Annotated in this window: 10 protein-coding genes; 1 reads left to right on the top strand and 9 read right to left on the bottom strand. The window is 38.6% G+C overall.

The features are described from left to right. Positions 1-327 precede the first annotated feature (327 nt). On the bottom strand, positions 328-1,497 hold the full coding sequence (locus KI343_RS19055) for an MFS transporter (RefSeq protein ID WP_212927996.1): 1,170 nt from the start codon (positions 1,495-1,497) through the stop codon (positions 328-330). 232 nt (positions 1,498-1,729) lie between these two features. Then, the gene (locus KI343_RS19060; protein WP_212927997.1) at positions 1,730-2,476 is read right to left on the bottom strand and encodes an SDR family oxidoreductase; all 747 of its coding nucleotides are present in this window, start codon (positions 2,474-2,476) and stop codon (positions 1,730-1,732) included. A 132-nt stretch (positions 2,477-2,608) separates the two neighbouring features. Here KI343_RS19060 and KI343_RS19065 point away from each other — a divergent pair, with 132 nt between their 5' ends. Continuing rightward, a complete protein-coding gene (locus KI343_RS19065) occupies positions 2,609-3,484 on the top strand; it encodes a LysR family transcriptional regulator (protein WP_212927998.1) in 876 nt (291 codons plus the stop codon). Positions 3,485-3,695: 211 nt separating this feature from the next. On the opposite strand, the gene KI343_RS19070 is transcribed toward KI343_RS19065, so the two are convergent. From KI343_RS19070 to KI343_RS19100, 7 genes are all read right to left on the bottom strand, one after another. Beyond that, positions 3,696-5,228, bottom strand: coding sequence for an AbgT family transporter (locus KI343_RS19070; RefSeq protein ID WP_212928004.1), 1,533 nt, complete (start codon positions 5,226-5,228; stop codon positions 3,696-3,698). Positions 5,229-5,517: 289 nt separating this feature from the next. Continuing rightward, on the bottom strand, positions 5,518-7,014 hold the full coding sequence (locus KI343_RS19075) for an amidase (protein WP_212927999.1): 1,497 nt from the start codon (positions 7,012-7,014) through the stop codon (positions 5,518-5,520). A 79-nt stretch (positions 7,015-7,093) separates the two neighbouring features. Next, a complete protein-coding gene (locus tag KI343_RS19080) occupies positions 7,094-7,603 on the bottom strand; it encodes a YfiT family bacillithiol transferase (RefSeq protein WP_212928000.1) in 510 nt (169 codons plus the stop codon). A gap of 291 nt (positions 7,604-7,894) precedes the next feature. Continuing rightward, positions 7,895-9,082: an MFS transporter gene (locus KI343_RS19085; protein ID WP_212928001.1), complete on the bottom strand. Its 1,188-nt coding sequence runs from the start codon at positions 9,080-9,082 to the stop codon at positions 7,895-7,897. A 290-nt stretch (positions 9,083-9,372) separates the two neighbouring features. Beyond that, on the bottom strand, positions 9,373-11,118 hold the full coding sequence (pabB, locus tag KI343_RS19090; RefSeq protein WP_244857130.1) for an aminodeoxychorismate synthase component I: 1,746 nt from the start codon (positions 11,116-11,118) through the stop codon (positions 9,373-9,375). Beyond that, positions 11,108-11,701, bottom strand: a complete 594-nt coding sequence (locus KI343_RS19095; RefSeq protein ID WP_212928002.1) for an anthranilate synthase component II — start codon at positions 11,699-11,701, stop codon at positions 11,108-11,110. The genes pabB and KI343_RS19095 overlap by 11 nt, the downstream gene beginning before the upstream one ends. Positions 11,702-11,740: 39 nt before the next feature. Further along, positions 11,741-12,214 (bottom strand): hypothetical protein, encoded by a 474-nt coding sequence (locus tag KI343_RS19100; protein ID WP_212928003.1) that lies wholly within the window; start codon positions 12,212-12,214, stop codon positions 11,741-11,743. Between the last annotated feature and the right edge of the window lie 380 nt (positions 12,215-12,594).

Below are 12,594 nucleotides of genomic sequence, written 5' to 3' on the forward strand. Positions count from 1 at the left end.
TGGTTCATAGGCCAAGACCCAACTATGGAAAAAAGCGTTGGCCTTACCACCAAGGCTACCATGCCCACTACTCCATGTAAAACCGGTGCACTTCCTGGGAATTTACACATACTTATTGACAGTACCCTTTTTTGAGCGCTCTCAGCTTAGGTTGGAGCGCTTTCCTCCTTTTTCGAGCGCTCTCAGCTTAGGTTGGAGCGCTTTCCTCCTTTTTCGAGCGCATTCAGCCTAGGTTGGAGCGCTTTTCCCTTTTTTCGAGCGGGTTCCTTCTTCCGGAGCATTGTTCTAATCTCTCACAACTGTAAATTTTTTTGTTACCAAAATCATTCAGACACTGGCAGATTTAGATTTACTATAAATTGTATTTCTAAGCAACACACATATAAAACCTAATATTAATGCAGCTACACCAACAAATAAAATATATTTTGTTCCAATTTGTGCGATAACCATACCAGCTATAGCTGTTCCAATGGTTGTTCCTAAATTAGTGGCCGTTAAAAATAATCCATTAGCAAAGTCCGGAGCCTTTGGCGCGGAAGTCATAATCCAATATTGATTCACATTGCCGCCAATTCCGCCCAAAATACCCCAGATTAAAATAATAACGGCGGTAGGTATGGCCATTTCAGCGACAAAGAAAAAGACCAGATACAGTACAGTTAATACAACCGGATAATAGATTACAGTACGAGTTGGAGAATGTGTCAATAAGTTCCCTGCAATCATATTCCCAATAATATTTGCTGCTCCATAAACAAATAACATGATACTAATGACATTGGCTGACATCTGTGTTACCACGCCCAAATATTCAGCTAAGTAACTATATATCCCAAACACTGCCCCGTTTAGAAAAATTACTGCTAGGATGGAAAGCCACGTAATCCCTTTCGTTAAAATTTTGAGCTGTGATCCATAAGAAAGTTTTTCCCTCACTGGCATGGAAGGTACAAATAGGATAGTTGCAATGAAGGTAAAGATATTAACGATAGCAAAGAAAGACATTGCTACTTGAAGGGAAACGGCATTAGCTAGAAAACTTGCTACTGGTACACCTAAAACCATTCCTGCAGAGACTCCTATAAACACTTTGGAAACTGCTTTTGGTGCTTCATTCGGGCTGACAGAAGCAGCCGCCACTGATAAGGCCATCGAAACATATACTGGGTGAAAGAAAGCCGGAATCACCCTTGCTATTAATGCAACTGTAAAGCTTTCTGTAAAAACAGAAATAATGTTACCGATAATAAAGATAACTAGAACAAGTAACATAACTTTCTTTCGATTGATCCCCGAAAAAACTAATGGAAGTGTTGGCCCGGCAACTGCAATAGCCAGCGCAAATCCGCTAACTAACCAGCCAGCGGTAGAAACACTAACATCAAAATACAGAGCTAGGTCAGGGAGTATACCAATAACCCCCATTTCAGTGTTAAGAATACCAAAAACACCTACAGCCAATATAAATATTAATAAACCTTTCGAATTCTTCATAAAAACTATCCCACTTCCTTTAAAGGGTCAATATGGACGATTCACGCTAATTTTCCAACTAAAGCTGCGCATTTTATAAGTAATCTTCTTACCTTTGTTAATCAATTGAAACCTATCCATTTTGAACCCCCTTTATATATAAAAAGGTTCCATATATAAATCGCTGGTACCAAGTAACTGGATGCACAGCAATTTATTCGAACACGATAATAGAATCAATACGTTTTCTTTATTACCAAGGTTGTGCTGTCGGTCCAATAGTAAATTCATTTACATTGGTATCCTCTGGCTGATCGATTGCGAATGCAACTACATTAGCAACACGGTCTGGACCGATTTCATATTGGTTATACATTGCATTCGTATTTTTTGCAGTTTCTTCATCCGTGATTGTTTCAAGTAGTTCTGACCTGATTGCGGCAGGATAAATGGTTGCTGTTCTTATGTTTGTCCCTTCTTGGGCAGATTCCATACGCAGAACTTCCATTAAATCGCGCACAGCCCATTTCGTTGCACCATAAACGGCACCGCCTGGATAAGCCTTCAATCCTGCTACGGAAGAAGTGGTAATCACATGGCCCGACTTTTGTTTCTTAAATTCTGGAAGAACCGCTTCAAGTCCATTTAAAACACCTTTTAAATTAACATCGACCATTTGATTCCATTCATTGCTCTTCAGCTCGGACAATGGTGAGTTTGGCATTAAGCCAGCATTTAAAAAGATGACATCCACTTTGCCAAATTCGGATTTTGCTAATTCAACTAATCTCTGATTATCTTCCACTTTCGTAACATCCGTTACTTGGTAAACTGCTTCTCCGCCATCTTTTGATATAGTCTCGGTCAATTTTTGTAACTTTTCTTCGCGCCGGGCTCCTAGTACTACCTTCGCACCTTTACTTGCCAACAATTTAGCAGTAGCTTCCCCGATTCCAGAAGAAGCACCTGTAATAATGATCACTTTATTTTTTATAGTCATGAACAATTCCTCCTCCGCTCCATTTTACGTTTACCTTTGTCAATAACATTATAAGATGGTATGCTTTGGATAACAAATACCTATATTGCATAGATTGATATACCAAAAAAGCATATCAGAGAGAGGGATATAATGGATATACGTGTGCTGCGTTATTTTATTACAGTCGCCAATCAAGAAAGTATTTCAGGAGCAGCAAACTATTTACATCTGTCACAGCCGACACTTTCAAGGCAATTAAACGATCTTGAAAAAGAGCTGGGGGCTACTTTATTTACCAGAGGGAACCGGAAAATCAGTTTAACAGAAGAAGGTATGTTCCTGCTGGAAAAGGCCAAAGAAATTGTTAACTTAGTCGATAAAACAGAAGCAAATTTTAACCAGGCCGAAGAAATTATTCGTGGGGAAATATATATTGGCGGTGGTGAAACGGAAGCCATGAGTCTTATCGCTAAAACACTAAAAGAAGTGCTCACAGTTTATCCAGATATTAAATTTCATACATATAGCGGGAACGCTGATGACATTGCCAGTAAATTAGATAGCGGGTTATTAGATTTTGGAATTGTCATCGAACCAGCAGATAAGCAAAAATATAACTATATACAACTGCCAGCAACAGACACGTGGGGCGTACTCATGCTAAAAACTAGTCCCTTGGCAGATAAGCCTTTTATCGAGCCAAAAGACTTAGTCGATAAACCGCTTATTATTTCACGCCAAACTGCGAATAGTAATGAATTAGCAGGATGGTTTGGTCAAGAAATTGAAAGCCTAAATATTATCGGTACCTATAATTTACTTTATAACGCTTCCCTGATGGTGAAAGAAAACATTGGATATGCCTTATGTATTGATAAACTTATTAATACGACAGGAGATAGCGATCTTTGTTTTCGACCTTTAAGTCCTAAACTGGAAGCCAGCCTAAATATTATATGGAAAAAACATCAAACATTCTCAAAAGCAGCAACTAAATTTTTACATCAACTGCGAAAAAATATATAAATCAAAAAAATTTTGCTCTCTCCTAAATGAACCTATGCTACATCAGGCATCAGGAATCTCTATCGGTACCCGGGACGAGGAATCCAATGCTAATCCTGTTCTCTTAATAATCTGTTATATTAATACTTAAAATTTTAGAACAAAGAGATTGACTTTTTCCCATTAAAAAAACCATGAAAAGCAATAACGCTCTCCATGGTTTTTATTTTTATCATCCATAATGAATTGGTCCATTTGGTCCGAGTGGAATACCAAGCCACATCCAAATGATTAACATAATAACCCAGCCGACTAAGAAGAAGATGGAGTATGGAAGCATGGTGGATACGAGTGTTCCGATTCCCATTTTCTTATCATATTTCTGAGCAAAGGCTATAATGACCGCAAAATATGTCATCAGTGGCGAGATAATATTCGTACTTGAGTCTGCTATACGATATGCCATTTGTGTGAATTCTGGTGCATAGCCGAGCTGCATCATAATAGGTACAAACACGGGAGCCATCATCGCCCATTTTGCAGATGCACTTCCAATAAAGATATTGATAAACGCCGCAATAAAGATAAATAACAAAATTAAACCGATACCGCTAAAGTTAACACTGTCTAGGAATTCTGCACCGTAAACACCAATAACTAATCCTATCTTGGATTCATTAAAGTAAGCGACAAATTGACCTGCCGTAAATGCAAGTACGATAAACATTCCCATAGACGCCATCGTATCACTCATTTGGGCAGCTACATCCTTGTCACTTTTAATTTCTTTTGTTACCAAACCAAAAACGAGTCCTGGTATTAAGAATAAAATTGCAATAATTGGTACAAGTGAGTCCATGAATGGAGACATAATAATGCCGTCAATCCCTGAATCTTCCCCGCGTAATGGTGCATTGGAAGGAATAACGAGCAATGCTGCAAGAATAACTGTGACAACAAAAGAAACAGCTGTCCAGGTAAGTCCTTTTTTCTCTATCGCTGTAATTCCTTTTATATCCTCATTTGCTTCTCCTTTATAGGTACCAAGACGAGGCTCTACAATTTTTTCAGTAACCCAAGCACCGAGAATGGTAAGTACAAACACAGAAACTGCTATAAAACCCCAGTTCATAGCTACGTTCATTTGTTCTGCATAGGCAGGATCAATAATCGCAGCCCCAGCGATTGTCATTTCGCCAAGCATCACATCTGTTCCTGATAAGAATAGGTTTGCACTGAAACCTCCCGAAACACCGGCAAATGCTGCTGCAAGTCCTGCTAACGGATGACGGCCAAGTGCAGCAAAGATTAATGCGCCTAATGGAGGCAAAACAACATATCCAGCATCGGAAGCCACACTAGACATAACCCCGGCAAAAACGATGCCTAAGGTGATAAATCGGTTGGGGATAGCTAGTACAAATCCACGTAATAATGCACTGATTAATCCCGTACGTTCTGCTACACCAATTCCAAGCATCGTAACAAGTACAACACCAAGCGGAGCAAACCCGATAAAGTTATCCGTCATACTGCCAAAAATATACTGAATCCCTTCCGTATTCAACAGGTTTTTTATTTCTACCATTTCCCCTGCTTCTCCAGGATTCTCCACACTAATATTAAACGGCTGCAACGCCGCAGATAGCACTAACACGAGTAAAGCTAAAATCGCAAACAAAGTTGCTGGATGCGGCAATTTATTTCCTACAATTTCAACAATATCTAAAAATCGCTGAAATATATTTTTCTTCTCTTTTACCATATTATTGCTCCCTTCTACAAATTGATAAATCGACAATATTCTGACAATGATATCTAAGAGATCTTGTTTCATTATACACAGTTTGCATTCCTATGAATACTCTTTCTTGAAATGTTATAATAATAACATTAGGAGTAATTTTAAGAATACTATTCTTTCTTTTTACTGCCTGCATGAATAGATAAAAAGATTGTGAGATTTGTTTTGTGGAAATTAATAAAATAATCGTCAAAAAATAAGGAAGCCACGCATTCTCACAGGCTCCCCTATTTATTAAACAAGTATATAATTAAGAAAAATAAGGATTACCATGCATTCCTTGCCATAAAGCTGTTTGTTCCATTTGGTACGACAATTGGAGAAGTCGATGCTCTTCCCCCTTATTCGCCATGATTTGAACGCCAATTGGAAGTCCCTGCTCTGTAACATAAAGTGGTAAGGAAATAGCTGGTTGTCCAGTTAAATTCGCCAGTTGTGTAAAAGGTGTATACGTTAAACTAGGTAAGAACATATCATAGATTATAGCTTGTTTCTCATTTGGCTTTGCTGCTGTCATTCTGTCGAGGAATTTCATTTCGCTTTGTTCAGAATATGTTAATTCTCCTATTTTCGGAGCTGCTGATGCCGAAGCAGGAGTAATATAGAAATCATAGCTTTGATGGAAGTTTGCCATTTTTTCTGCTGCGAGATCCCATGATGCCAGACTGTTCGAGTAATCTGCTGCCGATACAGATTGACCTGCTTGATGAAGCAACCATGATTCCAGTTCCATATCCTTTTTCGTCAATTCTTTACCAAAAGCAGCTTCCAGACTTTGAACCGTTGCATTCATTTCCCCGCTATTCATAATATAATAATCTTTCATTAATTGAACGCCATCAATTGGTGCAGCTTGTTCCTCTACAATATGCCCTTCTTTTTCTAAATAGTGAACCAACTGAAGAACAGCTTTTTTTGCATCCTCAGAAACCGGTGTTCCTACTGGTGATACGGTAGAAAAAGCAATTCGCAGCTGCTTAGGCAGTGTTTCTGACATTGTTGCCGTATAGCCTTTTTCAAAAAGCGGTGTTTGAAAAGCTGCATGTGCCTCAACCACTTGCAATTGATCTAGCATAGCCGCGCTGTCACGTACCGTTTTCGACAGAACAAAATTAATGGATGCCCCTTGCCATTGTCTGCCCACCCCAGGTCCGACAGGTGTTCTTCCCCGCGTTGGCTTTAAACCTACCAACCCTGTAAAGGAAGCTGGAATGCGAATCGATCCTCCTCCATCACTTGCTCCAGCCATTGGAACAACGCCGGAAGCGACTGCAGCTGCTGCTCCCCCGCTTGAACCGCCAGGAGAATACGCAGGATTCCAAGGATTTCTCGTCGGCCCATACAACTTAGGTTCGGTAATATTCTTCAAAGCAAATTCTGGCGTGTTCGTATGTCCCATAAACAAAAAGCCTGCATCTCGAAACTTTTTGACAAAATAATTATCATGCTTTGCTACCTGCTCCTGCAGAAGCTGGGACCCGGAAGTCAGTTTTTCCCCTTCGATAGATTGAGAAACATTTTTCATTAAAATCGGTACGCCCGAAAATGCCGCATCACGAATCGGAAAATGACTTGCTTCCTTTTTTACCGCTTCCTCACGATAATGGGTAATCATATTTAATTCTGGATTGACATGATGTAACTGCCTAAAAGCTAAATCCACTAATTCAGATGGCTGAACCTCTTTACGCTGAACCAGTTTTGCTAGTTCTGTTGCATCACATTTTTTATATTCATTAAGCTGCATTTTATCTGCTCCTTTTATGACAATCCCTATGTTTCTTCCAATTTACAACATCACTGCGCCCTTTCGTTGAACAACTGTATTATTCTGATAACGCGATTTTTATATGGGCTAAGTGATGTTTTTCATGCCAAGCTAATTTTGCAATTTTTGTTGCGACTGTTATTTTATCACCTTTTTGGAGAGTGAAAGCACGATCTAATTGTTCTTCCGTTAAACTATAGCCTAAGGAAACGATGCGCTCATTGATACCTTCTAGCATTCTAATAGAACTTTCTACAGGAAGCTTTGTATCCGGTTGAATCGCCCACTTATCTTGATCAAAAGCTGGTACTGTTGGATTCTCATCTGTTAATGCCAACTTTAAACGCTGATACATGTTCAACTGAGAATCTGCAATGTGATGAACAAGTTGACGGACTGTCCAGCTGCCATCACGATATGTTCTGGCTAATTCATCATCATTTAATCCGTCAACCGTTTCTCTTAATCGAATTGTGTAAGTTTCAATTTCCTCTACCCATTCTTGAACATTCTCTAATGTTACTTTATCAGGAACTTCTAGTTTTCCAATTGGAAATCTTACATCCATTTTTTAATCCCCTCTTTCCTATTGTTTATGAATATATTGATGCCATATCTTATTCTCTTTTATTTTAGCATAGTATCTCATTCTCTGTTATTTAATAGCATGGCACGATTCTTGAATTATTTTATTCGTTTTCGTTCAGAATAAGATGGCGAAAATGCTTGGGGTCGAGCGCTTTCCCTGAGCAGAGGTGAATGTTTCCGGCGTCTTACCTGGGGAAAAATTAAAAACGCACCCGTGATTGGAGCATTCCTCCCTCACAAGTGCGTTTCTTATCTTTTTTCATTCCAGCAACTATTTCGTATGGTGTAAAGCATGTTCTGCTTGCGTTTTCGGGTCTTTCCAAACCATCGCAACCGCAATACCTGCCATTAATACCATCGCTGCAAAATAATATGGGTAATTTAAATTTATATCAAATAAAATCCCGCCAACAATTGGTCCAAATACATTTCCGATACTAGTAAACATCGAGTTCATTCCACCAACAAAGCCTTGTTCATTCCCTGCCACTTTTGACAGATATGAGGTCACAGCCGGTCTTAATAAATCAAAGCCGATAAAGACGACAATCGTTACAAATAAAATCATCGCATAGCTTTGCGCAACTGTCACAGCTGTAACAAGGATAGCAGAGAAAATCAGACAGTAACGAATTAAACGAATTTCTCCCCATTTACTGGCTAATTTACCAAACAAGGCAACTTGAGCTATCGTACCAACAATCGCTCCTCCAGTAATAATAATCGCAATATCTTTCGGTGTGAATGCAAATTTATGATCCACAAACAAAGAAAATAACGATTCAAAAGAAGATAAGCCGAATGCCGTAATAAATATAATAATAAAGGCGATGAAATACATTGGAACGAAGATTCTCGCTAAGCCAGGCTTTTGCGCAGTTTCTTCTGCTTGTTCTTCTAGATTTCTTTCTGGCTCACGCAATGTTATGGTCGATAGAACCGCTGTAAATAATGCTAAGCCAGCCGCCGCAAAAAATGGGAGTCTTGGTCCTATTTCGGCCAGCAATCCGCCGACTCCAGGTCCAATAATAAATCCTGTATTAATTGCCGCTGACATATAACCTAGCGCTTTCGGCCTTTCTTCAAGTGTTGTAATATCTGCAATAAATGCTGTAACTGCAGGCATTATAAAAGCAGCACTCACTCCACCTAAAATCCTTGAAATAAACAGGATTTCTACGGACTTCCCGATACCGAACAAAAACTCACTAAAACTAAAAATTAAAAGTCCGATAACGATCATGCGTTTACGTCCAAACGCATCGACCCATCTTCCAGAAAGCGGTGAAACAATTAGCTGCGCTACAGCAAAAGCTGCTACTAAATAACCTACAACAGATCCAGATAAATTCAACTCATTCATAATGGTTGGTAGAACTGGAATAACCAAACCAATACCTAAAAATGCAATAAACAAATTCATCAACAAGATTGATAGTGTCATATTTTGTTTTTTCATACGTCATTTCTCCTTAATTAAAATTTCATCTATAACCTCCCTTAGGAATCTGATATATCATATCACAACTTTTTCATTTCAGATATACTTTTGCTCAAAAAAATCCGCCCCATTTTTATCGAATTTTAATCATTTTTCATGTAACGCATTTTTATGAAAAAGAACCTCGTCGAACGCTTGATGCAACAGCTTATCACCCTTTAAAAATGTATAAAAAAATGATGGACCGAATAACGATACAATCCTTTTTTGTGAAGATATTGTGTCTATAACCAAGCTTTGCATTCCTTTTACCCTAAATCCATTCTGGTCCAGCCACGAACACTATTAATCATCCATATTTCCTCATAAGAAGCAATGTCTTTTTTATCAAGAATTTTTTCTTTTATTACCCCTCGCTGGAGTAAATCTTCTCTGAATGTTCCTGCTAATAAGCCTGATGAAACTGGCGGGGTCCAATAAGCATCTTTCCATTTTACCACGAGATTTCCAATCGTAAATTCGGTTAATTCCTCATCTTGATTCCACAATAACACGTCAAAAACGGCTGGAGCCTGCTCCCGGAATGCTTGATAGTTTGCTCGATTCGTTGTTTTGTAGTAATAAAAAATATCGCTTTTATCGATTGGTGAAAGTGCAAGACTTGCTTTCATCTTTATAGGATTCTCCTGGGTCATCGGTGTAAAAGTAGACGTTATTTCCCCATTGGGTGCAAGTAATAAACGAACACGATAATCCACCTTCTCTTCCAGTTCCCTAATTTTGTCATTTAACGCGTATTTTATTTTTTCTAAAGGAAATACAAAGTGAAATCGTTTTGCCGAGCGTTCTATTCTTTCCAGATGGTTTTGGAGCAAGACAATTTTCTCCCCATCATATTTCATCGTCTCTAAAAGCTGAAAATCCGGTGTATGTGCTTTTAAAATCGCTCCTTTCACCAAGGCTTCCTCATATTCCCCATCCGGGCTAGAATCCCATGTGATTCCTCCGCCTATCCCATAGGTAGCGGGTTTCCCATTTTCCATCCACGCTGTCCGTATCGCTACATTAAATAATGCTTCTTGATTCGGCGTGATAAATCCGATACTTCCGCAATAAATTTCTCTCGGAGAATCTTCCAGCTGTTTAATTATTTCCATTGTACTTTGTTTCGGAGCCCCGGTAATGGAGCCACAAGGAAATAATGCTTTAAAAATATCTAAAGTACCGATGGTTTCTTTTAATTCTGCCAATACCGTAGATGTCATTTGGTAAACGGTAGGATACTTTTCAATTTCAAACAGCTTGGGAACTTGGACAGACCCAGGAACCGCTATTTTTGATAAATCATTTCGCAGCAAATCAACAATCATTACATTTTCTGCTTGATCTTTTTCTGATTCAGCCAGGATTCTTTTATTTTGGATATCTTCCTCTTCTGTTTGACCTCGTTTGATTGTCCCTTTCATCGGTTTCGTGCGAATTGTCTGGCCTCTCTGTTCAAAAAACAGCTCTGGAGAAGCAGATATAATTTGATGCTCTCCTATTTGTAAATGCGCACAATAATTTGCCAACTGTGCTCCTGTTAATTGATTATATAGTGAATCAGCATCAACAGGTCGATCTGCCTTCATCCGAACTGTGTAATTCACCTGATAGGTATCTCCTTCAGCGATCGCGTCTTTGATTGAATCAATATGCTGGCAATACCGCTGCTTCGTTGTGGTAATATTCCAATTCGCAGCAGAATATGTATAATTTGCAGATTTCTCAGGATGAACCCGTTGCACTGTTTTAAAAACACCCATAACAACAAGAGGCAAGCTTCCTTTTCTGTGTGTCACAAGATGATTATCAAACGCGGGTGCCGCTTCATAGGAAACATATCCCGCTAAATAATAGCCCTTCTGTTGAAAAACCTCCATTTGTTTAAATACATTAACAACCTCGGTCAGCGTATAGGCAATTAGAACCTCCATTGGCTTTTCAAAAATACGACGTACGCCCGATTCTCCTTCAAAAGAAAAATCAAAAATCATTTTTGTATCATCTATCAATTGAAAATACACCTGCCTTCTTATACTGCGTCAAAAAATTAGATAATAATCGATAACCGTGCTCTGTACCAATGGACTCTGGGTGAAATTGGACACCTTCTATTGGCTCTGTCTTGTGACGAATACCCATAATGGTCCCGTCCTCTGTTGCTGCAGTAACGATAAGATTATCCGGTACACTGTTCGGGTCAATCGTTAAGGAATGGTATCTTGTCACATCAAAACTTTGAGGAAGCTGTGAAAATATACCTTTCTGATCGTTCCAGATTCGTGATCGCTTACCATGTACGGGAGAATTTTTTATAATCGCTGCACCAAAAAATTGTCCAATAGCCTGATGTCCAAGACAAATACCAAAAATCGGGGTTTTTCCTTTAAAACGTTCAATCACATTTAAAGTTATTCCGGCTTCCTCTGGAGTGTGCGGTCCAGGCGACAGTACAATATAACTGGGATTCCACTGTTCGATTTCTTCTATAGATAGTTGATCATTATATTTTACGACCACCTCCACACCCAATGTCTCCAAATAATGAACGATATTATAAGTAAATGAATCATAGTTATCAATCATTAATAACATATTTGCTGCTCCTATCTTTTTACTGATTCAAAAAGCGCCTTATACTTCTTCTTCATCAAGGTGTTCCCATTTATCGTTAAATGTTTGAATCACCTGAAATAATTCGTTACTTCCTTTAATGTCGTAATGCTCCTTGTGGCCATCCATATCCATTTTCCCGTCTTTATTCACTGTTAAAGAATAACTTTCTTTGGAACCTTGGAATAAAAGCAGGTATCCGGAGCTTACAAATTCATTTCCTTTTTCTAGCTCCATTGATCCAGCCGCTTTCAAAACTTTTGCAATATCTTCTTTTTCTGTCAACGAAATGGCTTTAGGCTTGCCGACTGGCTTCACCTCATAAATCGTAATTTCTTTAATCTCATTTGCTTCATTAATATGAGAAGGTAATGCCTTTGCAAATAGCTTATTATCTCCCTCCAATTTGCCAATGAAGAAAAATAAACCTACTGCAACTAGGCATATTATAACAAGTATTTTTTCATATTGTCTTCCACCTTTTTGAAATTGCAAATAAATCTATCTGTGTCTTAATTATTTATATAATAAGCTGTTTTGTCCAATTGGAAGGTATTGATTTTATTCTTGTCTAATAAAAGAACAGGGGCAAATGAACTGCCTCTGTCCCTCATTACTTTTCGGTAATATTTTGGTTTTTAATCTCGTAGACATGATCTGCTACATTTCTGATAAAGGCAGCATCACGTGAACTTTTTCGGAGCGGGTTATCTTTTTTGAGCGAATTCGGACCTAGTTGGAGCGCGTTGCGATGACGTACAATAGTCTGTGTAAGATGAATAAATAGGAAAGGTAAGGTTATCCTACCCTTTAGTTAATCACGACAAAAACTAAGAAGAGGAGACCTTACCCATGTCTACTAGTATAACTGATAA

The sequence above is a fragment of the Oceanobacillus sp. J11TS1 genome (genome assembly GCF_018333215.1).
Classification (GTDB): Bacteria; Bacillota; Bacilli; order Bacillales; family Amphibacillaceae; genus Oceanobacillus.

What these genes read in the sequence shown, in the direction of transcription:
- KI343_RS19055 (WP_212927996.1), bottom strand. Translation starts at nt 1,497, where the DNA reads ATGAAGAATTCGAAAGGTTTATTAATATTTATATTGGCTGTAGGTGTT.
- KI343_RS19060 (WP_212927997.1), bottom strand. Translation starts at nt 2,476, where the DNA reads ATGACTATAAAAAATAAAGTGATCATTATTACAGGTGCTTCTTCTGGA.
- KI343_RS19065 (WP_212927998.1), top strand. Translation starts at nt 2,609, where the DNA reads ATGGATATACGTGTGCTGCGTTATTTTATTACAGTCGCCAATCAAGAA.
- KI343_RS19070 (WP_212928004.1), bottom strand. Translation starts at nt 5,228, where the DNA reads ATGGTAAAAGAGAAGAAAAATATATTTCAGCGATTTTTAGATATTGTT.
- KI343_RS19075 (WP_212927999.1), bottom strand. Translation starts at nt 7,014, where the DNA reads ATGCAGCTTAATGAATATAAAAAATGTGATGCAACAGAACTAGCAAAA.
- KI343_RS19080 (WP_212928000.1), bottom strand. Translation starts at nt 7,603, where the DNA reads ATGGATGTAAGATTTCCAATTGGAAAACTAGAAGTTCCTGATAAAGTA.
- KI343_RS19085 (WP_212928001.1), bottom strand. Translation starts at nt 9,082, where the DNA reads ATGAAAAAACAAAATATGACACTATCAATCTTGTTGATGAATTTGTTT.
- KI343_RS19095 (WP_212928002.1), bottom strand. Translation starts at nt 11,701, where the DNA reads ATGTTATTAATGATTGATAACTATGATTCATTTACTTATAATATCGTT.